Genomic DNA, 20,153 nt, shown 5'->3' with positions numbered 1-20,153 from the left:
CGTCTTGATGTGCCTATTTGACCTTTTCGATCTGGCCGCGGATCTCGCCGTCGGCGTGGGCCGCGGTGTGGATGTTGACGTAATATTTGCCCGCCTCAAGATCGGTGGCCTGGGCATCGGTCAATGTCGCCGAACCCTTGATCGGGCTCTTCAGCTTGCCTTCGAACGGCACCACTGGATCGGCGTTTTGACCCTCTGCCGCCGGGCCGTGAATGTGTGCGGCCTTCGCCGGCCCGCTGAGGCCGGAATATCTCACCGTCCAGCTGAGTTTCTTGGTGGCGGTGTTGAATCTGAGCGTGGCGGTGCCCTTGCCCTTCGTGGTGACGGGCGGGTTCTGCTGAGCACCATCGAGCGTCGCCGTCATCTTTATAGTTTCGGCCAGGGCCGGTGAAGCAGAGAAGATGGCTGCAGAAATGGCCAGCGCCGAAAGCATCGGCGTGAAGGACTGGATGCGCATGGAAACCTCCGTTGTGACACCCTTGAGGCGGATGCACCGGCACAACGATTTTGCGAGCGGATGTTTCCACCGGTAACGTTCATTTTACATCCCACTAAAAAGGGGCGGTCGCCCGCCCCTTTCGGTTTCCAACGGAGCCGGTTTGACAGCCCCTATTTGATGGCCTTGTCGGTGATCGCGGTCGTGTAGGCGCCGGTAGGCTCCTTGCTGATGATCTTCTGGTCGAGCAGCGCCTTCGCGGTGCGCTCGTACGTCGCCGGATCGAGCTTGCCATCGGCATTGTCGATCAGCTTGGCGACTTCGCCCATCATCCGCTTCTGGTGGTTCTCGTCCTGGCCGCCATTGTCCATGACGATGCCGGCCGCCTCGTCGGAATTGTCGACGGCGTATTTCCAACCCTTCATCGAAGCGCGCACGAAACGCACCATCTTGTCCTCGAAGGCCGGATCCTTGAGCTTGTCCTCCAATGCATAGAGCCCGTCTTCGAGCAGATCGTTGCCCATGGCGGAATAGTTGAAGACAGTCAGCTCTTCCGGCTTGTAGCCGGCGTCGATGAGCTGCCAGTATTCGTTATAGGTCATGACCGAAATGCAATCCGCCTGCTTCTGGATCAGCGGCTGCACGTCAAAGCTCTGCTTGAGCACGGTGACGCCGTCCGGCCCGCCGTCGGTCTTGAGGCCAAGCTTGTTCATCCAGGCATAGAACGGATACTCGTTGCCGAAGAACCAGACGCCGAGCGTGTGGCCCTTGAAGTCGGCTTCCGTCTTGATCGGGCCGTCCTTCGGGCAGACCAGCTCCATGCCGGCCTTCTTGAACGGCTGGGCGATGTTGACCAGCGGCACGCCCTTTTCGCGTGCAGCCAGCGCGCCGCCCATCCAATCGACGATGACGTCGGCGCCGCCGCCGGCAATGACCTGCTCGGGTGCGATGTCCGGGCCGCCGGGCTTGATGTCGACGTCGAGGCCTTCGGCGTCATAGAAGCCCTTGGCCTTGGCGACATAATAGCCGGCGAACTGTGCCTGCGTGACCCATTTCAGCTGCAGCGTCACCTTATCCGCGGCCATCGCCTGAAACGCGGCAAGCGACATCGCGCCGGCCAGCATCGAAACAACAAGTCTTTTCATGTTTTTACCCTCTGAAGTTAGCGCCCTAAACCCACCGCCCCTATCCACCACGGACAGAGGGATGCCAAAACGTGATTGCTCTCTCGAAAAGAGCGACCACGCCATAAAAGACCGAACCCGCAAGTGCTGCAACTGCGATTTCGGCCCACACCATGTCGATGTTCATCCGCCCGACTTCCGTCGAAATGCGGAATCCCATGCCGACCACCGGCGTGCCGAAGAACTCGGCGACGATGGCGCCGATCAGCGCCAGCGTCGAATTGATCTTCAACGCATTGAAGATGAACGGTGCCGCCGCCGGCAGCCGCAGCTTGAACAGCGTCTGCCAGTAGCTCGAGGCATAGGTGCGCATCAGGTCGCGCTCCATATGGCCGGAGGCGGTAAGCCCGGCGACGGTGTTCACCAGCATCGGGAAGAAGGTCATGATTATGACCACGGCTGCCTTGGATTGCCAGTCGAAGCCGAACCACATGACCATGATCGGCGCGACGCCGATGATCGGCAGCGCCGACACCATATTGCCGATCGGCAAAAGCCCGCGCCGCAGGAACGGCACACGGTCGGCGGCGATGGCAACGAGGAAGCCGGCGCTGCTGCCCACGACATAGCCGAAGATCACCGCCTTGAAGATGGTCTGCCTGACATCGGCCCCCAGCACCGGCAGCGAGCCGACGATGCGTGCACCGATGGCGCTTGGCGGCGGCAACAGGATGAAGGGAATGCCGGCGCCACGCGTCACCGCCTCCCAGATGATCAGGATCCAAGCGCCGAAGATGGCTGGAATGATCAGGCGCAAGGCGGTTGACGCCCAGCGCGACGTCGGGCGAACCGACGACAAGACCGTTACGCAGCGCCAGGCCAAAAACCACGCCGCGACGAGCAGCAGATAGAAGGAGCCACGAGCGCTGCCCTCATTGCCGGTTATGCCGGCGAGCAACATCCACGCCGCGCCGTGCGCGCCAAGGAACAGCAACACCACCCCGATCATCGGTGGAAAGTTGTCGGCCTCGATTGCCATGAGCAGCAAAATGAAAATCAAAACCGTAGTCGCCATGCCGTAACCGGGCGTAGCACTGACGAGCGGCCAAAGAAGCAGCGCGCCGACAAGCAGGATAAGCGCGGCATATCCTTGCCAGGATCGGGGGGTGATTGAGGAAAGGCTCAGGAGCGAGCTCATGCCGGCCTCCCGCCCATGGCGCGGTCAACAAGGCGCCCAGCAATGCCGACCAGCATAACCAGCAGCGCCGCCACCACCGAGCCGGCGACCAGCGCCGACCAGATGTCGATCGTCTGGCTGTAGTAGGCGCCGGCGAGCAATTTGGCCCCGATGCCGGCGATGGCGCCGGTCGGCAGCTCGCCGACAATGGCGCCGACGAGGCTGGCGGCCACCGCCACCTTCATCGAGGTGAACAGGAACGGCACCGAGGCCGGCACCCGCAATTTCCAGAAGGTCTGCGAGGGACTGGCATTATAGGTATGCATCAGGTCGAGATGGGTGAGCTCGGGCGAGCGCAGCCCCTTCACCATGCCAACCGCCACCGGGAAGAACGACAGATAGGTCGAGATCAGCGCTTTCGGGATCAGCCCGGTGATGCCGACCGCCGCCAGCACGACAATGATCATCGGCGCCACCGCCAGGATCGGAATGGTCTGCGAGGCGATGATCCACGGCATCATGCTGCGGTCGAGCGTCGCCACATGCACGATGCCGACGGCGATGACGATGCCGAGCGCCGTGCCGAAGGCAAAGCCGAGCAGCGTCGACGACAGCGTCACCCAGGCATTGTAGACAAGGCTGCGGTTCGAGGTGATGCTGCGCAAAAAGGTGTTTTCGAAAAAATTCACCGCCACCTGGTGTGGCGCCGGTAGCGTCGGCTTCGGTTGTGCCAGCGTCTTGCCGATGAATTCCACAATGCCCGGTGTCAAATTGGCGCGGCGGTCGAGATCGCGCTGGAACGGCGCGTTGAGGACAACGGCCATGACGTACCAGACGACGACCACGCCCAGGAGGATCGAGGTCACGGGAACGATCTTGTCGCGAAACGAGTCCATCTAGCGATCCTCGGGCGCTTGGCGCCCTCCTCTCCCCAACGGGGAGAGGGTGGCCGGAGCGAAGCGGAGGCCGGGTGAGGGGGTAGAAATCTTTCCGTCGAGGCAAGCCAATATCGTATCAAGGACCGCTCGACGTTCGGCCAGAACTTCATGGTTCCAGAACCGAAGAACGGAATAGCCATAGCCATTCAGCCAAGCAGTTCTCGCCGTATCGGTTGGAGAATCCGCATGCTGACTGCCGTCGACTTCAACAATCAGACCCTTCTCGCGACAAACGAAGTCCGCGATGAAAAGGCCAAGCGGCACCTGCCTCACAAATTTGTAGCCGTTGAGATGACGTCCTCTCAGTTCCCCCCAAAGCCGGTACTCAGCCTCGGTCTCGTCAAACCGGAGCTTTCGGGCACGAGCGGTTGCCCCAACATTTCTTTTAGTTGGATCTGTTGGCGCCGCCCCCTCACCCGACCTCCGCTTCGCTCCGGCCACCCTCTCCCCGTCGGGGAGAGGAGGACCCTCATCCCGCTCAATCATCATAGCTGTGCCCTGCCCTCAGCCCGTCGCGCACCCGTGCCGCGATGGCCAGGAACTCCGGCGTCTCGCGGATATCGAGCGGCCGCTTCTTCGGCAGCGTCGATTCTATGACATCGCTGACACGCCCCGGGCGCGGCGACATGACGATGATGCGCGTCGACAGATAGACCGCCTCGGGGATCGAATGGGTGACGAAGCAGATGGTCTTGTTGGTCCGCTCCCAAAGCTCCAGCAGTTGTTCGTTGAGGTGGTCGCGCACGATCTCGTCCAGCGCGCCGAACGGTTCGTCCATCAACAAAAGGTCGGCATCGAAGGCGAGCGCCCGTGCGATCGAGGCGCGCTGCTGCATGCCGCCCGAAAGCTGCCAGGGGTATTTCTTCTCGAAGCCGCTGAGGTTGACGAGGTCGAGGGTTCGCTTGATGCGCGCCGCCTGCTCCGCCCTGGACAGGCCCATGATCTCCAGCGGCAGCGCCACATTGCGCTCGATCGTGCGCCACGGATAAAGTGCGGCCGCCTGGAAGACATAGCCATAGGCGCGGCGCTGGCGCGCCTGCTCGGGCGTCATGCCGTTGACGGAAATGGCTCCCGATGTCGGCTTCTCCAGATCGGCGATGACGCGCAGCAAGGTCGTCTTGCCGCAGCCGGAGGGCCCGATGAAGGACACGAATTCGCCCTTGCCGATGGTCAGGTCGACATTCGACAGCGCCTGCACCGGACCGTCATTGGTCTGGAAGGTCAGGCCAAGCTTGCTTGCCGAAACAACGGCTGGCGATGCTCCCGTCATCGGCCGTAGCCTGTCGCTTCCGGCCACTGCGCCACCGGCCGGAATCCGATTGATTTTACCCCGATGTTGCTTTCCACTCGCCCAGTCCTACTCGCGCCAGTTCTACGCGCCCCAGTTCTACGTGCCCTTGTCCCATCAGATAGACGCCCGGAGTTGCCCCGATGTCGCCCAAACCGACGTGCCATCTTATCCGCCCTGAAAGCTCTTATGAAGGCAAGCAGGGCCTGAGCTATTTCGCCGGTATCGCCGCCGAAACAGTCGGCTCCTCCGGTATCTGCATGCATCTGCTGACCATGCCTCCGGGCGCCCGCGCCAAGGCGCATATGCACGAAAACCATGAAACCGCGATCTATGTGCTCTCCGGCGAAGTCCATACCTGGTATGGCGACCGGCTCGAACAGCATATCGTGGTCAAGGCCGGCGATCTTTTCTATATTCCCCCCGGTGTGCCGCATCTGCCGGCCAATCTGAGCGACAGCCCCGCCTCGGCGGTTATTGCCCGCACCGATCCCAACGAACAGGAAAGCGTCGTCCTGCTGCCGGAACTGGACGGGTTGGTCGCCTGAGGACTGGGTCGAGGCGGCGGCCGTCATCGGCACCGTCACGAACATGATTTCAGCGGCCCTATCTCCTCAAGGCCGGGAATGGTCACGAAGAAACCGTCCCCTCCTTTGTTGATGACCTTGACGACATCTGTGGTCGTCCCCTCCTCGCCCTCGGCGAAACAGGTGGAGCTCAACAACTGGGTGCCAGGCGTCGTCGTCAATGGCTGTGCGAACTCGCAGCCGCTGCCATAGGTTTCGACGCCCTCGGCGGTCAGCACGACATAATCGTCGCGGTCCTGATAACCGAGCCGTACACCAGCGCAACCGACCTCATTGCCAAAGGAGCCGGCAAGGACGTCCGCCGCCGGCCCGGAGGCAAGGATCACCGCGGCCATTGAGATGATCGCTCCGTGGCTCGCCAAGCTCAAACGCCCGTCGCCGGGATGCCTGTACGCTCCACCTTGCGCGGCGCGGAAATTTCCTTCCAGGTCGACAGTGCCCGGTTGACCGCCGCGTTCGGCTCGCGAGCGACGAACTCGCCATGGCCGGGCTTTGCCTTAACCTCGTTTTCCTCGATCGACAGTTCGCCGCGCGAGAAGACGTAGCGTGGCAGGCCGGTCACCTCGAAACCTTCGAAGACGTTGTAGTCGATGACCGACTGCTGCTTCTTGGCCGTGATTTTCTTCTTGCGCTTCGGGTCCCAGACAAGGATGTCGGCGTCCGCGCCTTCGACGATGGCGCCCTTCTTCGGGTACATGTTGAGGATCTTGGCGATGTTGGTCGAGGTCACCGCGACGAACTCGTTCATCGTCAGCCGGCCGGTGTTGACGCCGGTCGTCCACAGCACCGGCAAACGATCCTCGAGCCCGCCCGTGCCATTCGGGATCTTGGTGAAGTCGCCGACGCCGTTGCGCTTCTGCTTGGTGGTGAAGGCACAATGGTCGGTCGCCACCACTTGCAGTGACCCAGCCTGCAGGCCGGCCCACAGCGAATCCTGATGCCATTTGTTGCGGAAGGGCGGGCTCATAACGCGCCGCGCCGCATGGTCCCAGTCCTTGTTGAAATATTCGCTCTCGTCCAGCGTCAGGTGCTGGACCAGCGGCTCGCCGAATACCCGCATGCCTTTCTGGCGCGCCCGGCGGATGGCCTCGTGGGCCTGCTCGCAGGAGACATGCACGACATAGAGCGGCACGCCGGCCATGTCGGCGATCATGATGGCACGATTGGTCGCCTCGCCTTCGACTTCCGGCGGGCGCGAATAGGCGTGTCCCTCCGGACCACTATTGCCCGCCGCCAGCAGCTTCTGCGACAGTGCCGCCACCACGTCGCCATTCTCGGCATGGACCAGCGGCAGCGCGCCAAGATCGGCACAGCGCTGGAACGACGAATACAGCTCGTCGTCATCGACCATCAGCGCACCCTTGTAGGCCATGAAATGCTTGAACGAGGTGATGCCCCTGTCAACGACGGTGGCCATCTCGTCGAACACCTGCTTGCCCCACCAGGTGATCGCCATGTGGAAGGAATAATCGCAGGAAGCCTTCGAAGTCTTGTTGTCCCACATCTGCAAGGCCTCGAGCAGCGACTGCTGCGGCGCGGGCAGGCAGAAATCGACGACCATCGTCGTGCCGCCGGCGAGCGCGGCGCGGGTGCCGCTCTCGAAATCATCGGCCGAATAGGTGCCCATGAACGGCATTTCGAGGTGGGTATGCGGGTCGATGCCGCCCGGCATGACATAGCAGCCGCTGGCGTCGAACTCATGGTCGCCATGCAGATCCGGCCCGATGCCGACGATCTTGCCGTGCCTGAACAGCACATCGGCCTTCCATGTCCGGTCCGCGGTGACGATGGTGCCATTCTTGATGACTTTGGACATTTTCTTGTTCCCTTATTCTTTTCGCGCTTCTTGCGAGCGGCGTTGCGAGGTGGCAGCTATCCCATCATTCGACAATCACCGCCGTATCGACCACCGCGTGGAACAGCACGTCGGCGCCGGCCGTTGCCCATTCCTTGGTGATCTCCTCGGCCTCGTTGTGGCTGAGCCCGTCGACGCAGGGACACATCACCATCGCCGTCGGTGCGACGCGGTTGATCCAGCAGGCGTCGTGGCCGGCGCCGGAGACGATGTTGCGATGCGTATATCCCAGGCGCTCCGCCGCATCCCGCACCGCCTTGACGCAGCCCGCGTCGAAAGTGACCGGATCGAAATGGCCGACCTGCTCGATTTGATATTTAATGTCGAGCGCCTCGCAGATCGTGTCGATGCCTTCCCGGATGCGGCCGTCCATGGCGTCCAGCACTTCCTTTTCCGGTGAGCGGATGTCGATGGTGAAGACGGTGCGACCGGCGATGATGTTGCGCGAGTTCGGATAGACCTCCATATGGCCGACCGCGCCAACGGCGTCCGGCTGGTAGTCCATGGCGATCTCGTGCACCAACTCGATCACCCGCGCCATGCCGAGCCCGGCATTGCGCCGCTTCGGCATCGGCGTCGAGCCGGTATGCGCCTCCCTGCCGGTCAGCGTCACCTGCAGCCATTTCAGTCCCTGGCCATGGGTGACGACGCCAATGTCGATGCCCTCGTCCTCGAGGATCGGGCCCTGCTCGATATGCAATTCGAAGAAGGCGTGGATCTTGCGCTCACCGACTTTCTCGGTGCCCTTCCAGCCGATCCGTTCGAGCTCCTCGCCGAATTTCTTGCCGTCCTTGTCGACATGCGAATAGATTTCGGCCTGATCGAGCACGCCGGCGAATACCCCGGACGCCATCATCGCCGGCGCAAAGCGCGCGCCTTCCTCGTTGGTCCAGTTGGTGACGACGATCGGGTGCTTGGTCTTGATGCCGAGATCGTCGAGCGAGCGCACAACCTCCAGGCCGCCGAGCACGCCGAGCACGCCGTCATACTTGCCGCCGGTCGGCTGCGTATCGAGATGGCTGCCGACATACACCGGCGGCAGGCTGGGGTCGGTGCCTTCGCGACGGGCAAACATCGTGCCCATCTCGTCGACGCCCATTTCGAGCCCCGCCTCATCGCACCAGCGCTTGAACAGATGCCGCCCTTCGCCATCCTCGTCGGTAACGGTCTGGCGATTATTGCCGCCGGCAATGCCGGGGCCGATCTTCGCCATCTCCATTATCGAATCCCACAAACGGTCTGAATTGATTCGCAGATTCTCGCCGGGGGCGGCCATTCAAGTTCCTCTCATTTACTCACATTAGGACGACGGTTCCCGTCGTCGCCCTACATGTTGGGGAGCATCTAGTCCACCGCCCTCAGCACTTCGCGCACATGGTCGATCAATTCGTTGATCTGGCCCTTGGTAATGATGAGCGGTGGCGACAGAGCGATGATGTCGCCGGTGGTGCGGATCAGCGCACCGCGCTCGAACGCCTTGACGAAAGCCGAGAAGGCGCGCTTCGTCGGCTGGCCTGCGATCGGCGCCAGCTCGATCGCGCCGATCAGGCCGATGTTGCGGATGTCGATGACGTTCGGTTCGCCCTTCAGCGAGTGCAGCGCGTCCTCCCAGTACGGCGCCAGTTCCTCGCCGCGCGTCAGCAGCCCCTCTTCCTTGTAGGTGTCGAGTGTGCCCAGCGCCGCCGCGCAGGCGATCGGATTGCCCGAATAGGTGTAGCCGTGGAAGAACTCAATCATATGCTCGGGCCCGGTCATGAAGGCGTCGTGGATTTCCTTCTTGACGAACACCGCGCCCATCGGGATGACGCCATTGGAGACGCCCTTGGCCGTCGTCATGATATCCGGGGTGACACCGAAATAGTCGGCGGCAAACGGCGTGCCGAGGCGGCCAAAACCGGTGATGACCTCGTCGAAGATCAGCAAGATGCCGTGCTTGGTGCAGATCTCGCGCAGCTTCTGCAGATAGCCCTTCGGCGGCAGGATGACGCCGGTGGAACCGGCAACCGGTTCGACGATGACTGCGGCGATGGTCGACGCGTCGTGCAAGGCGACGATGCGTTCCAGCTCGTTGGCCAGTTCCGCGCCATGCTCGGGCACGCCTTTCGTGAAGGAGTTCCTTTCCGGCAAATGCGTGTGTGGCATGTGATCTACGCCGCCGAGCAGCGTGCCAAACATCTTGCGGTTGGTGACGATGCCGCCGACCGAGATGCCGCCGAAATTGACGCCGTGATAGCCGCGCTCGCGGCCGATCAGCCGGGTGCGCGAGCCCTCGCCTTTTACGCGGTGATAGGCGATCGCCATCTTCAGCGCCGTCTCGACTGATTCCGAGCCGGAATTGGTGAAGAACACATGGTCCATGCCCTTCGGGGCGATGTCGACCAGGCGATTGGCCAGCTCGAACACGATCGGGTGGCCCATCTGGAAGGCCGGCGCATAGTCGAGCTCTGCCGCTTGGCTCTGGATCGCCTCGGTGATCTTCGGGCGGCAGTGGCCGGCATTGACGCACCACAGGCCGGCGGTGCCGTCGAGAACCTTGCGCCCGTCGCTGGTCGTGTAATGCATGTCCTTGGCCGACACCATCATGCGCGGCGCCTGCTTGAACTGCCGGTTTGCCGTGAACGGCATCCAGAATGCGCTGAGATCGTTCGGCGTGACTTTCAGCCGGTTGGACATGACCAAGACTTCCCCTTGTAACCTGTTTCGGTGCGGCTAACGCTTGGTCTTTCCAACACTTGGTCTTTGCTGCGTTTTCGTGCTACGCAAATTTTTGACCGGTTGGACAAACGTTAGCACCGCCTTATCAGCGGTCAAGGGATTACTAGCGGAAATGCGGCTTTCGAAGTGCGCTCCACAGGGCGGGGAAAAACTGGTCCAGAGAATTGGTCCAGACGCTCCTCACAGCGAAGGTTGTTCGAGGTGACGGGGGTGGTCGAAAGCTCCGCTCCACGCCGCACCCGCATCCAGCTGGAAAAGCGCGAGCTCATTCTGGAGGCGGCGCTCGAAGTCTTCTCCACCAACGGTTTTCGCGGTTCGACCATCGACCAGATCGCCGAAGCCGCCGGCATGTCGAAGCCGAACCTGCTCTATTATTTCCGCCGCAAGGAGGACATCCACGAGACGCTGATGCAACGGCTTCTCGACACCTGGCTGGCGCCGCTGCGCGAACTCGACGACATTGGCGATCCGCTGACTGAACTGCGCAACTACATCAGGCGCAAGCTCGAAATGGCGCGCGATTTCCCGCGCGAGAGCCGGCTATTCGCTAATGAGATCCTGCAGGGCGCGCCGCGCATCATGCCGATGCTGGAAGGTGAGTTGAAGACGCTGGTCGACGAGAAAGCCAACGTCATCAAGGGCTGGATGCGCGCCGGCAAGATTGCCCGCACCGACCCCTGGCACCTGATCTTCTCGATCTGGGCGACGACGCAGCATTATGCCGATTTCGACGTCCAGGTCCGCGCCGTGCTCGGCCCCGACCGCGGCGGCGACGGCCGCTTCGAGGATGCCGCAAGGTTTCTCGAGCAACTGTTCATCGACGGGCTGAAGCCGAAAGACTAGCCTTGATGGTTCACGCGCTGCGCCGCGCGGCCGGCAGCGCATCGAGCAGCTTCTGCAGCTTGGCGATCGAGTTCTGCTCGGCGAGCGGCGTGTAGACGATCAGCTTCATGTCCGAGCCGTCGTCGATCGACAGGCTCATATGTTCGAACGCCATGGCGCCCGCTATCGGATGCCTGACATGCTTCACACCCGATAGGTTGCGGGCCACATCGCGCAGCGGCCACCAGGCGCGGAACTCCGGGCTTGAACGCGTCATCAGCGCAATCAACCGCTCGAAATCCGGATCGCCGACATACTTCGCGCTTTCCGCCCGGAATGACGCCAGCACGGCGCGCGCCAGTTCCTCCCAGTCGACGAGCAGGCGCCGATGCTGCGGGCTGGTGAAAACCATATGGACGATGTTGCGGGCATCGCCCTCCAGCAGGCCATAATCGCCGAACACGGCTGCCGCCGCCGGGTTCCAGGCCAGCACATCCCAGCGCCGCCCGACGACATAGGCCGGCTGCAGGACCAGGCTCTGCAGCATGTGCAGCAAGGGGCCGTCGATCTTTTCCGGCGCGTCGACGCGACGCTCCGGCTGCGGCCGGCCGGCGAGAATAAACAGATGCCGTTGCTCAGCCGCGTCCAGGCGCAGCGCCTGGCTGAGTGCGGTCAGCACTTCCACCGACGGCCGAACGTCGCGGCCCTGCTCCAGCCAGGTGTACCAGGTCGTGCCGACGCCGGCGATCATCGCCACCTCCTCGCGCCGCAGCCCGGGCGTGCGCCGGCGTAAGCCGGTCGAGATGCCGGTGGCCGAAGGCGTCAGCCTTTCGCGCCGCGAACGCAGGAAGGCGCCGAGCTCGCGGCGGCGGCTGTCTTCGGCGGAATGCGCGGTGGAATCCATGGCCGCTATTATAGCAGTACCGATACCAGGATAAAGTTTGAACTGTTTGGCAAGTGGCTGGTGCCCCATCTTTCCGCTCAAAGCGATGAGATGGAGGCTCTGAACATGGAACTGAAAGACAAGACAATCCTCATCACCGGGTCGACCGACGGCGTCGGCCGTGTCGTCGCGCAAAGGCTCGGCGCCGGCGGCGCCCGCATCCTGGTGCATGGCCGCGACGCGACCAGGGGCAAGGCGATCGTGGCCGAGATCGAAGCCGCCGGCGGCAAAGCCGAGTTGCTCGTGGCCGATCTCTCCTCCCTGGCCGAGGTCCGCCGCCTCGCCGAGGCTGTTCGCGCCCGCACGGGCCGACTCGATGTCCTCATCAACAATGCCGGCGTCGGCACCGCCGGCCCCAACGCCAAACGACAGGTCAGCGCCGACAGCTACGAACTGCGCTTTGCCGTCAACTATCTCGCCGGCTTCCTGCTCACCACGGAGCTGCTGCCGCTGCTCAAGGCCAGCGCGCCGGCGCGCATCGTCAACGTCGCCTCGGCAGGCCAGCAGGCGATCGATTTCGACGATGTCATGCTGACCCGCTCCTATGACGGCATCCGTGCCTACTGCCAGAGCAAGCTGGCGCAGATCATGTTCACCATCGATCTGGCGGAGCAGCTGAACGGCACCGGCGTCACGGTCAACAGCCTGCATCCGGCAAGCTACATGAACACCACGATGGTGCGGCAGGCGGGCGTCACACCCTGGAGCTCGGTCCAAACCGGCGCCGAAGCCATCATCAATCTCGCCACATCGCCGGCGCTCGAAGGGCGGAGCGGCCTCTATTTCGACGGCCAGAGGGAATCCCGCGCCGATGCGCAAGCCTATGACGCTAAGGCACGACGTCGATTGCGGGAATTGAGCCTCGGTCTTGTCGGGCTCGCACCGGCTTCCGCAACATCGAAGAGAGAAAATTCATGATCGAGAAAGCGCAGCACACTGTGGTCGTCGGCGGCTCCTCCGGCATCGGCCTCGCCACCGCGAAAAAGCTGCTTGGTCCGGGCATGAAGGTGACGATCACCGGGCGCAACCGGGAAAGGCTCGACAACGCAGGGCAAAGCCTTGGCGGCGCGGTCGGAAAAGCTGCCTTCGATGCCGCGAAGCCGGACGAGGTTCGCCGGTTTTTCAGCGATCTCGGCCCTTTCGATCACCTGGTGCTGGCCGCCAGCGGCGGCAAGGGGCTCGGCCCGTTCGAAACGCTTGACCTGACCGACATCGGCGGCGGCGTCGACGAGAAGGTCCGGCCGCAGCTCTCCTGCCTGCAGGCCGCCTTGCCGACGCTGAACAAGGGCGGCTCGGTGACTTTCATCTCGGCGGTGTCGGCGCAATTGTCGGCGCCGGGTGTCGCCGGCATCGCCGCCGTCAACGGCATGCTGCTGACCGTGGTGCCGATCCTGGCAATGGAGCTGAAGCCGTTACGCGTCAATGTCGTGGCGCCGGGCGTCATTGACACGCCCTGGTGGGATTTTTTGCCTGATGAACAGCGCCATGCGGTATTTGCCGATTATGCAGGCAAGACGCCGGTCGGCCGCATCGGCCGCGCCGAGGACGTTGCTGAGGCGATCGCGTTCCTGGTTTCGAACAGCTTCGTCACCGGCCAGATCCTGACCTGCGACGGCGGCTTGCGGTATGCGGCGTAACGCGGCTACATCTACGCGGCAATCGCTTTCAAAGCGACTGCGCGATCAGCGCCAGAAATCCTCCGGTCAGCGCGACGTTGCCGACAAAGCCATTGATGCGGGACGCGCGCTCGGGACCCTGATGATCCCAGAAATTATGGAACATCGGCGTAGCAACGACAAGGAACAACACCAGGCACAGAGCGGCGGCAGCGGTCCAGATGCCCGCGATCACCAGTGCTCCGGTGACGGTCTGCAGGACGATCCCCAGCCAGAGCACCAGCCGCGCCTGCGGCACGCCGCGCGTCGTCATCAATTGGGTCAGGAACGCCGCGTTCTGGATGTTGCGCAGGCCGGCAAAGACAAAGGCGCCGCCGAGCAGCAGGCGGGCCGCGAATAGAATCTCACTATCAAAGCTTGAAAACATGCTGTTGGTCCTTGGGCAGAAAAGAGGCGCACGACGCAGGCCGCGCGCCTGGTCCATGCTCAAGCGGCCATGACCGCCGGCATCGGATGGATTGCATGGAACGGAACGCAAAGTCGGTTCCAGGTGTTGATCATGCCGAGTGCAACCGACAGCTTGACCAACTCCTGCTCCGAAAAATGCTCGAGCGTCCTTGCGTAGAGTTCGTCCGAAACACCGTTGTCGGCGATCCTGGTCAGCGCGTCGGTCCAGGCAAAGGCTGCGCGTTCGCGCTCTGAAAATAGCGGCGATTCCTTCCAGGCGGAGACGAGATAGAGCCGCTGCTCGCTCTCGCCGTCGTGGCGCGCCTCGCGGCTGTGCATCTCGACGCAATACGAGCAGCCGTTGATCTGCGACGCCCTGAGCTTGATCAGATGCAACAGGCTTTTTTCGAGCCCGCATTCGTCGACTGCCTTGTTGAGCGCCGACACCGCCTTCATGATCTCCGGCGCCGCGCCGAAAAATTGCAGCCTCTCTTTCATCGTTTTTAGCCTTTCATGCTTGCTTGGTTGAACTTGATTTCTGCGGACGCTGATGGCGCTCGACGAAGGCGCAGTTGGCGGCGACCGAACGGGGATCGGCATCGGCCGTGTATTCTGCAACGATGTCGGACAACCGGGCGTCGGCGAGCGCTGCGCGGTAGGCACGCTCGGCCTTCAGCATCGCCACCTTGATGCCGCAGGGTTTGACATAAACCGAGGCATCGAGCCTGGCGGGGCCGCGCTGGCGGATTTCGGCGCAGCGAAAGGCCGGTTCTCGCCCTTCGACGGCCAACACGATATCGAGCAGCGTAATGCGTTCCGCCGGCCGCGCCAGCCGGTAGCCGCCGGACGGCCCCGGAACCGATTCCAGAATGCCCGACACCGTCAGCATGTTGAGATGCTTGAGGAGATAGCTCGGCGACAGCCCGAACGCTTCCGCCATGGCAGCACCCGGCATGGTCGCGGCGCCATCAACGCCAGCAAGCATCGCGGCGCAGTGGATGGCCGCTTCGACGCCCTCACCCAGCTTCATTTCGCTCTCCTAGTCATGGATATAGATTATCGTGGATAATCTTTATCCGCAATAGGGAAATTAAAAAAGCGGCGCCCGTGAACGCCGCTTTTTTTTCGCAATGCTATTCCGCCGCCACCTTGGCCATCGGGTTGTTCGGATGCGTCGTCCAGTTGGCGTAGATCGGTGACACCGGCTTGCCGGTGCGCTGGTCCATCACGCCGACCGCCAGCGGCTCCATGGTGATGCAGTTCTCGACCGGGCAGACATTGACGCAGAGATTGCAGCCGACGCATTCGGCCTCGATCACCTCGAAATGCCTGACGCCGTCCACCATGCTGGTGATCGCCTGGTGCGAGGTGTCCTCGCAGGCGATGTGGCAGCGGCCGCATTTGATACAGGCGTCCTGGTCGATATGCGCCTTGGCGATATAGTTGAGGTTGAGATACTGCCAGTCGGTGACGTTGGGCGTGGCGCGGCCGACGATGTCGTCGAGCGAGGCATGGCCCTTCTCGTCCATCCAGTTTTCCAGGCCGGCGATCATCTCCTGCACGATCTTGAAGCCATAGGTCATTGCCGCCGTGCACACCTGCACATTGCCGGCGCCGAGCGCCATGAACTCGGCGGCGTCGCGCCAGGTGGTGATGCCGCCGATACCGGAGATCGGCAGGCCATGCGTTTCCGGGTCGCGCGCGATCTCGGCCACCATGTTCATCGCGATCGGCTTCACCGCCGGACCGCAATAGCCGCCATGCGAACCCTTGCCGTCGATGGTCGGCTCCGGTGCGAAATTGTCGAGATTGACGCCGGTGATCGAATTGATGGTGTTGATCAGCGACACCGCATCGGTGCCGCCGGACAGCGCAGCGCGTGCCGGCTTGCGTATGTCGGTGATGTTGGGCGTCAGCTTGGTGATGACCGGCATGCGGGTGTTGGCCTTGCACCAGCGCACCACCATTTCGATGTATTCCGGCACCTGACCGACCGCCGCACCCATGCCGCGTTCCGACATGCCGTGCGGGCAGCCGAAATTGAGCTCGATACCATCGGCGCCGGTCTCCTCGACCACCGGCAGGATCGCCTTCCAGGCATGCTCCTCGCACGGCACCATCAGCGAGACGACGATCGCCCGGTCGGGCCAGTCCATCTTGACCTGCTTGATCTCGCGCAAATTGACCTGCAGGTCGCGATCGGTGATCAACTCGATATTGTTCAGGCCAAGCAGGCGACGATCAGCGCCCCAGATCGCGCCATAGCGTGGCCCGTTGACGTTGACGACCGGCGGACCCTCTTCGCCGAGCGTCTTCCAGACGACACCGCCCCAGCCGGCCTTGAAGGCGCGGATGACGTTATAGGCCTTGTCGGTCGGCGGCGCCGAGGCCAGCCAGAACGGGTTCGGCGATTTGATGCCGACGAAATTGTTGCGGATGTCTGCCATGCTCATGCCCTCCCGTTCGAGGTCAGTGCCCGATGAATGCTTTCCGCCGCGTCGCGGCCTTGCGCGACGGCCGAGACGGTCAGGTCGTCGCCGCCAAAGATGCAGTCGCCGCCGGCCCAGACGTTTGGCAGCGAGGTGCGGCCTTCGGCGTCGACCTTGATGCGGCCGGCTTCCAGGTCAAGCAAAGCCCCGCTGCCGTTGAGCGCAGCCGGGACAAAACTCTGGCCGATCGCCTTGAACACCTGGTCGGCGGTCAGTGTCAGCCGCTCGCCGGTGCCGACGAGCCGGTCGCCGTCCATCGCGGTGTATTCGAGCTCGATCGCCGACACCTTGCCGCCATCGGCAATGACCCGCTTCGGCTGCAGCCAGTGCCGGATGATGACGCCGTTGGCAGCGGCCAGGTCCTGCTCGAATTCGGAGGCGTTCATGTGCTCCGGGCCGCGCCGGTAGCAGATCGTCACCTCTTCGGCCCCGAGCAGCTTCGATTGCACCGCCGCGTCTATCGCCGTCATGCCGCCGCCGATGACGACAACACGCCGGCCGACCGGCAGGCTGGCCAGATCGCTGGCCTGGCGAAGCTCCGAGATGAATTCCACGGCATTGGTGACACCCGGCGCCTCCTCGCCATCCGCTCGCAAGGCATTGACGCCGGCAAGCCCCATGCCGAGGAACACCGCGTCGTAATTCCGGGTCAGGTCCGACAGCTGGTAATCACGGCCGAGCGCCTTGCCGTTCTGGATGTCGATGCCGCCGATCGACGTGACATAGTCCACCTCGGCTTGGGCGAAATTGTCGACGCTCTTATAGGCCGCGATACCGTATTCATTAAGGCCGCCGGCCTTCGGGCGGGCTTCCAGGATGGTCACGTCGTGGCCGTAGCGGGCGAGCCGATGCGCGGCCGCTAGCCCGGCCGGACCGGCGCCGACCACGGCGACGGTCTTGCCGGTCGGTTCGGGGCGCTTGTAGAACTGCTTGTTTTCGGCCATGGCGACATCGGTGGCGTAGCGCTGCAGGCGACCAATCTGCACCGGCTTGCCTTCGGCCACTTCGCGCACGCAGACCTCTTCGCACAGCGTCTCGGTCGGGCAGACGCGGGCACACATGCCGCCCAAGATGTTCTGGTCGAAAATCGTCTTGGCTGAGCCGATCGGATTGCCCGTCGAAATCTGGCGGATGAACAGCGGGATGTCGATCGAGGTCGGGCATGCATTCATGCACGGCGCGTCATAGCAGAAGTAGCAGCGGTCGGACTCGACCAGCGCCTCGTGGTGATCGAGCGGCGGATGCAGGTCGGCGAAATTATCGGCGTATTGTTCCGGCGAAAGCCGCCCGCCGGCAATGCCTTGCTTGAACTGGCCTTCTGCCATCGTCAGTTCCCCATGTTCTTGTTTTGGGGAAGGCTAGCACGTTTTATTTTTTTATCAATTGGTCAATTTTCGGCGCAAGCGACTGAAAAGCTTCAACAAACATGACTGTAATAATCATGTTTTTCCAAACGGCCATATACGTCACGAAGCAGGTACGGAACCGCATTCAGGAGCGTTGCCGTGGATCAACCTGATCTCGTCGCACAGCGCGACAAGTTCGGAAGTGAGCGACATCCGGCGCATGGATCAACAACCCCTCGTTGACTGCAAGCAAAGTCGAAAACCACAGGGCGCGCAACCCGGTAACATTTCCGGTTTGCCGTCATCTTTTTTGGTTGGCTGTCGGATTTTCGTCGTGAAGATCGTCCTAGAATGGATCGCGCATGATCGAAAAACCGCAAGGAGCAGGACAATGCCACAGTCCCCCATGCCCTTCTTCTGGTACGAGCTGATGACCACCGATCTCGACGCCGCCGAGGCGTTCTACACCGCCGTGGTAGGCTGGCGGGGGCAGCCTTTCGACGGGGCGCCGGGCATGCCGCGCTATATCGTCATGAATGTCGGCGAGCGCGGCGTCGGCGGGCTGATGACGCTGCCCGATGACGCGCGCAAGATGGGAATGCCGCCGGCCTGGATCGGTTATATCCTCACCAGGGATGTCGATGCCGCAACGGCCTCCCTCAAGAAGGCTGGTGGCGCGGTTCACCGCGAGCCAGACGACATTCCGGGCGTTGGCCGCTTCGCCGTCGTTGCCGATCCGCAAGGCGCGATGTTCAACTTCCTGCAGCCCAGCGGTCCCGACCAGCCGCCGCTACCATTGGCGACACCCGGCAACATCGGCTGGCATGAGCTCTACACATCAGACTGGAAGGCGGCGTCCGATTTCTATTCCAGTCAGTTCGGCTGGGAGAAGGGCGACGCCATGGATATGGGTCCGATGGGCGTCTACCAGCTTTTCGCCTTCGGCGGCGAGCCCGTTGGCGGCATAATGAACAAGCCCGAGCAGATCCCGATGCCGGTCTGGCAGTTCTATTTCAACGTGCCCGGCATCGACGCGGCAGCCAAGCGCGTCACCGACAATGGCGGCAAGATCCTGATGGGTCCGATGGAGGTCCCCGGCGGCAGCTGGATCGTGCAGTGCACAGACCCGCAAGGCGCCCATTTCGCGCTAATGGCACCGGTGCGGTAGCAACGTCGCGTCGCGATTGGCGAAACCGGCAGCAAAAACCGATCTCCCCCCTCGTGGGGGAGATGTCCGGCAGGACAGAGAGGGGCGCTGTCCCTCCAACCTTACGCTCTTTGAGAACTATTCCGGCGTCAGCACGGAAACTTTGAGATCGGGCTTCTTGGCGCCGCTGAGCTGGATGGTCGCCGGGCCGGCGGCTAGCTTGAAGCGCACGCTCTTGCGGATCCCCGGACAGGTTTTTATACCACTGAAAGCCGCCGACTTCACGGCTTTACCGTCCTGAACGACATCGATCCAAGCCTCATCAGACAGGCTGATCTGGAGCTCTCCCTCCGGGGGCACGGCCACGCTCGCCATCGCGCCGAATGTACCGGCTGCCGGCGCGCGTTCCGGCGGAACGGTGAAGCTGATCGTGCCGACCGGCGCCAACGCCACATCTGCAGCCTCGCCGACCGAAAGGTCAGCGCCGGACTGCGCGGCGGGCGCCGCCGCAAACAGGGCCTCCTCGCGCGTCACCGGCCATTTGAAGGCAGCACAGCCGGCATCGTCGGCCGTGGCGACGCTGGTGCCTGCAAGGATGGCGAATAGGCTGACGACGACTTTTCTCATGGCAAACGGAACCCACATGGTTTGGAGTGTCTGGATATCACTACAACTATAGCATTTAAAATACAACCCTGGAGAGAAAAATATTAAAAGAACGAGGAACATTTCCAATCACTGATTGTGGCTGGCGGGCCATGCGAAGTGAATGGTCCCCTGTCGGGCGATGATCTATGGCCGGTTCGGGGGTAAAATGGAGTCTTAGATGAAGCTTTTCGACGGTCTTGTCAGATATCAGCTGCAGGCTCTGGCCGCATTGCGCTTCGTGACGGCACTGCAATTCATCGAACATGGTACGCAAAAGCTGTTCAATTTCCCCGTCGGCGACCATGCCGGCGCCCTGAGCGGGCTATCGCTGACCGCGGCCATCCTGGAATTCGCCGGTGGCATCCTGCTGGTATTGGGGCTTTTCACTAGGCCGGTGGCATTCCTTCTCAGCGGTGAGATGGCGATCGCCTATTTCATGGCGCACATGCCGCGCGACTTCTTCCCGGTCAACAATGGTGGCGATGCGGCAATATCGTTCTGCTTCATCTTCCTCTATCTGGTATTCGCCGGCGCCGGCGCATTGGCGCTGGATAACCGCCGCAGCGCCTGAAACC

The 20,153-nt window shown here is 62.5% G+C and carries 23 protein-coding genes; 6 read left to right on the top strand and 17 right to left on the bottom strand.

What is annotated here, in order from left to right; translation table 11 throughout:
* Positions 1–13 precede the first annotated feature (13 nt).
* The 6 genes from NKH71_RS01585 to NKH71_RS01560 form a co-directional block, all read right to left on the bottom strand.
* Positions 14–457, bottom strand: coding sequence for a CHRD domain-containing protein (locus tag NKH71_RS01585; RefSeq protein ID WP_352495157.1), 444 nt, complete (start codon positions 455–457; stop codon positions 14–16).
* A 152-nt stretch (positions 458–609) separates the two neighbouring features.
* Positions 610–1,581 carry an ABC transporter substrate-binding protein gene (locus NKH71_RS01580; protein WP_023675876.1) on the bottom strand — a complete coding sequence of 324 codons (972 nt, stop codon included), beginning with the start codon at positions 1,579–1,581 and terminating at the stop codon, positions 610–612.
* 40 nt (positions 1,582–1,621) lie between these two features.
* Positions 1,622–2,758: an ABC transporter permease gene (locus tag NKH71_RS01575; protein WP_031194513.1), complete on the bottom strand. Its 1,137-nt coding sequence runs from the start codon at positions 2,756–2,758 to the stop codon at positions 1,622–1,624.
* Entirely contained in the window at positions 2,755–3,633 is an 879-nt protein-coding gene (locus NKH71_RS01570; RefSeq protein ID WP_352495156.1) for an ABC transporter permease, read from the bottom strand. The genes NKH71_RS01575 and NKH71_RS01570 overlap by 4 nt, the downstream gene beginning before the upstream one ends.
* Positions 3,634–4,161 carry an endonuclease domain-containing protein gene (locus NKH71_RS01565; protein WP_023720848.1) on the bottom strand — a complete coding sequence of 176 codons (528 nt, stop codon included), beginning with the start codon at positions 4,159–4,161 and terminating at the stop codon, positions 3,634–3,636.
* Positions 4,154–4,945 (bottom strand): ABC transporter ATP-binding protein, encoded by a 792-nt coding sequence (locus tag NKH71_RS01560; protein ID WP_023720849.1) that lies wholly within the window; start codon positions 4,943–4,945, stop codon positions 4,154–4,156. Before NKH71_RS01560 ends, NKH71_RS01565 begins: the two co-directional genes overlap by 8 nt.
* A 161-nt stretch (positions 4,946–5,106) precedes the next feature.
* Between NKH71_RS01560 and NKH71_RS01555 the strand changes: the two genes are divergently transcribed.
* Entirely contained in the window at positions 5,107–5,511 is a 405-nt protein-coding gene (locus tag NKH71_RS01555; RefSeq protein ID WP_023720850.1) for a cupin domain-containing protein, read from the top strand.
* Positions 5,512–5,546: 35 nt separating this feature from the next.
* On the opposite strand, the gene NKH71_RS01550 is transcribed toward NKH71_RS01555, so the two are convergent.
* The 4 genes from NKH71_RS01550 to aptA form a co-directional block, all read right to left on the bottom strand.
* A complete protein-coding gene (locus NKH71_RS01550) occupies positions 5,547–5,885 on the bottom strand; it encodes a hypothetical protein (RefSeq protein WP_031194515.1) in 339 nt (112 codons plus the stop codon).
* A 29-nt stretch (positions 5,886–5,914) separates the two neighbouring features.
* Positions 5,915–7,366 carry a dihydropyrimidinase gene (gene hydA, locus NKH71_RS01545; protein ID WP_023720852.1) on the bottom strand — a complete coding sequence of 484 codons (1,452 nt, stop codon included), beginning with the start codon at positions 7,364–7,366 and terminating at the stop codon, positions 5,915–5,917.
* Between the two features lie 64 nt (positions 7,367–7,430).
* Positions 7,431–8,681 (bottom strand): Zn-dependent hydrolase, encoded by a 1,251-nt coding sequence (locus NKH71_RS01540; RefSeq protein ID WP_352639733.1) that lies wholly within the window; start codon positions 8,679–8,681, stop codon positions 7,431–7,433.
* A gap of 68 nt (positions 8,682–8,749) precedes the next feature.
* On the bottom strand, positions 8,750–10,078 hold the full coding sequence (gene aptA, locus NKH71_RS01535) for an omega-aminotransferase AptA (protein ID WP_023720855.1): 1,329 nt from the start codon (positions 10,076–10,078) through the stop codon (positions 8,750–8,752).
* Between the two features lie 252 nt (positions 10,079–10,330).
* On the opposite strand from aptA, the gene NKH71_RS01530 reads away from it, so the two are divergent.
* Positions 10,331–10,963 (top strand): TetR family transcriptional regulator C-terminal domain-containing protein, encoded by a 633-nt coding sequence (locus tag NKH71_RS01530; RefSeq protein ID WP_352639735.1) that lies wholly within the window; start codon positions 10,331–10,333, stop codon positions 10,961–10,963.
* Between the two features lie 10 nt (positions 10,964–10,973).
* On the opposite strand, the gene NKH71_RS01525 is transcribed toward NKH71_RS01530, so the two are convergent.
* Positions 10,974–11,846, bottom strand: a complete 873-nt coding sequence (locus NKH71_RS01525) for a helix-turn-helix transcriptional regulator (protein ID WP_023720857.1) — start codon at positions 11,844–11,846, stop codon at positions 10,974–10,976.
* 105 nt (positions 11,847–11,951) lie between these two features.
* On the opposite strand from NKH71_RS01525, the gene NKH71_RS01520 reads away from it, so the two are divergent.
* Entirely contained in the window at positions 11,952–12,803 is an 852-nt protein-coding gene (locus tag NKH71_RS01520) for an SDR family NAD(P)-dependent oxidoreductase (RefSeq protein WP_352482942.1), read from the top strand.
* The gene (locus tag NKH71_RS01515; protein WP_023720859.1) at positions 12,800–13,522 is read left to right on the top strand and encodes an SDR family oxidoreductase; all 723 of its coding nucleotides are present in this window, start codon (positions 12,800–12,802) and stop codon (positions 13,520–13,522) included. Before NKH71_RS01520 ends, NKH71_RS01515 begins: the two co-directional genes overlap by 4 nt.
* A 28-nt stretch (positions 13,523–13,550) precedes the next feature.
* Here the strand turns inward: NKH71_RS01515 and NKH71_RS01510 are convergent, their stop codons facing one another.
* The 5 genes from NKH71_RS01510 to NKH71_RS01490 form a co-directional block, all read right to left on the bottom strand.
* The gene (locus NKH71_RS01510) at positions 13,551–13,928 is read right to left on the bottom strand and encodes a DoxX family protein (protein ID WP_023720860.1); all 378 of its coding nucleotides are present in this window, start codon (positions 13,926–13,928) and stop codon (positions 13,551–13,553) included.
* A gap of 59 nt (positions 13,929–13,987) precedes the next feature.
* Entirely contained in the window at positions 13,988–14,446 is a 459-nt protein-coding gene (locus NKH71_RS01505; RefSeq protein ID WP_352547038.1) for a carboxymuconolactone decarboxylase family protein, read from the bottom strand.
* Positions 14,447–14,459: 13 nt separating this feature from the next.
* Positions 14,460–14,978 (bottom strand): RrF2 family transcriptional regulator, encoded by a 519-nt coding sequence (locus NKH71_RS01500; RefSeq protein ID WP_023720862.1) that lies wholly within the window; start codon positions 14,976–14,978, stop codon positions 14,460–14,462.
* Positions 14,979–15,081: 103 nt separating this feature from the next.
* Positions 15,082–16,395 (bottom strand): NAD-dependent dihydropyrimidine dehydrogenase subunit PreA, encoded by a 1,314-nt coding sequence (preA, locus tag NKH71_RS01495; protein WP_023720863.1) that lies wholly within the window; start codon positions 16,393–16,395, stop codon positions 15,082–15,084.
* Positions 16,396–16,397: 2 nt separating this feature from the next.
* Positions 16,398–17,762, bottom strand: coding sequence for an NAD(P)-dependent oxidoreductase (locus NKH71_RS01490; protein WP_352894186.1), 1,365 nt, complete (start codon positions 17,760–17,762; stop codon positions 16,398–16,400).
* Between the two features lie 412 nt (positions 17,763–18,174).
* Here NKH71_RS01490 and NKH71_RS01485 point away from each other — a divergent pair, with 412 nt between their 5' ends.
* On the top strand, positions 18,175–18,951 hold the full coding sequence (locus NKH71_RS01485; protein ID WP_023720865.1) for a VOC family protein: 777 nt from the start codon (positions 18,175–18,177) through the stop codon (positions 18,949–18,951).
* 117 nt (positions 18,952–19,068) lie between these two features.
* Here the strand turns inward: NKH71_RS01485 and NKH71_RS01480 are convergent, their stop codons facing one another.
* Positions 19,069–19,575, bottom strand: coding sequence for a hypothetical protein (locus NKH71_RS01480; RefSeq protein ID WP_031194518.1), 507 nt, complete (start codon positions 19,573–19,575; stop codon positions 19,069–19,071).
* A 181-nt stretch (positions 19,576–19,756) separates the two neighbouring features.
* Here NKH71_RS01480 and NKH71_RS01475 point away from each other — a divergent pair, with 181 nt between their 5' ends.
* On the top strand, positions 19,757–20,149 hold the full coding sequence (locus NKH71_RS01475; protein ID WP_023720867.1) for a DoxX family protein: 393 nt from the start codon (positions 19,757–19,759) through the stop codon (positions 20,147–20,149).
* Positions 20,150–20,153: the final 4 nt, after the last annotated feature.

The organism is Mesorhizobium sp. M0983, from assembly GCF_040318975.1.
Lineage (GTDB): Bacteria > Pseudomonadota > Alphaproteobacteria > Rhizobiales > Rhizobiaceae > Mesorhizobium.
Note: the sequence above shows the minus strand (reverse complement) of the source record. Positions and strands in the feature narration are given on the sequence as shown.

Coding starts and splice junctions, on each gene's coding strand:
- NKH71_RS01475 (WP_023720867.1), top strand. CDS start 19,757: ATGAAGCTTTTCGACGGTCTTGTCAGATATCAGCTGCAGGCTCTGGCC.
- NKH71_RS01570 (WP_352495156.1), bottom strand. CDS start 3,633: ATGGACTCGTTTCGCGACAAGATCGTTCCCGTGACCTCGATCCTCCTG.
- NKH71_RS01550 (WP_031194515.1), bottom strand. CDS start 5,885: ATGGCCGCGGTGATCCTTGCCTCCGGGCCGGCGGCGGACGTCCTTGCC.
- NKH71_RS01490 (WP_352894186.1), bottom strand. CDS start 17,762: ATGGCAGAAGGCCAGTTCAAGCAAGGCATTGCCGGCGGGCGGCTTTCG.
- NKH71_RS01480 (WP_031194518.1), bottom strand. CDS start 19,575: ATGTGGGTTCCGTTTGCCATGAGAAAAGTCGTCGTCAGCCTATTCGCC.
- aptA (WP_023720855.1), bottom strand. CDS start 10,078: ATGTCCAACCGGCTGAAAGTCACGCCGAACGATCTCAGCGCATTCTGG.
- NKH71_RS01580 (WP_023675876.1), bottom strand. CDS start 1,581: ATGAAAAGACTTGTTGTTTCGATGCTGGCCGGCGCGATGTCGCTTGCC.
- NKH71_RS01555 (WP_023720850.1), top strand. CDS start 5,107: ATGTCGCCCAAACCGACGTGCCATCTTATCCGCCCTGAAAGCTCTTAT.
- NKH71_RS01565 (WP_023720848.1), bottom strand. CDS start 4,161: ATGATTGAGCGGGATGAGGGTCCTCCTCTCCCCGACGGGGAGAGGGTG.
- NKH71_RS01540 (WP_352639733.1), bottom strand. CDS start 8,681: ATGGCCGCCCCCGGCGAGAATCTGCGAATCAATTCAGACCGTTTGTGG.
- NKH71_RS01525 (WP_023720857.1), bottom strand. CDS start 11,846: ATGGATTCCACCGCGCATTCCGCCGAAGACAGCCGCCGCCGCGAGCTC.
- NKH71_RS01585 (WP_352495157.1), bottom strand. CDS start 457: ATGCGCATCCAGTCCTTCACGCCGATGCTTTCGGCGCTGGCCATTTCT.
- NKH71_RS01485 (WP_023720865.1), top strand. CDS start 18,175: ATGCCACAGTCCCCCATGCCCTTCTTCTGGTACGAGCTGATGACCACC.
- NKH71_RS01560 (WP_023720849.1), bottom strand. CDS start 4,945: ATGACGGGAGCATCGCCAGCCGTTGTTTCGGCAAGCAAGCTTGGCCTG.
- NKH71_RS01520 (WP_352482942.1), top strand. CDS start 11,952: ATGGAACTGAAAGACAAGACAATCCTCATCACCGGGTCGACCGACGGC.
- NKH71_RS01510 (WP_023720860.1), bottom strand. CDS start 13,928: ATGTTTTCAAGCTTTGATAGTGAGATTCTATTCGCGGCCCGCCTGCTG.
- NKH71_RS01575 (WP_031194513.1), bottom strand. CDS start 2,758: ATGAGCTCGCTCCTGAGCCTTTCCTCAATCACCCCCCGATCCTGGCAA.
- preA (WP_023720863.1), bottom strand. CDS start 16,395: ATGGCAGACATCCGCAACAATTTCGTCGGCATCAAATCGCCGAACCCG.
- hydA (WP_023720852.1), bottom strand. CDS start 7,366: ATGTCCAAAGTCATCAAGAATGGCACCATCGTCACCGCGGACCGGACA.
- NKH71_RS01515 (WP_023720859.1), top strand. CDS start 12,800: ATGATCGAGAAAGCGCAGCACACTGTGGTCGTCGGCGGCTCCTCCGGC.
- NKH71_RS01505 (WP_352547038.1), bottom strand. CDS start 14,446: ATGAAAGAGAGGCTGCAATTTTTCGGCGCGGCGCCGGAGATCATGAAG.
- NKH71_RS01500 (WP_023720862.1), bottom strand. CDS start 14,978: ATGAAGCTGGGTGAGGGCGTCGAAGCGGCCATCCACTGCGCCGCGATG.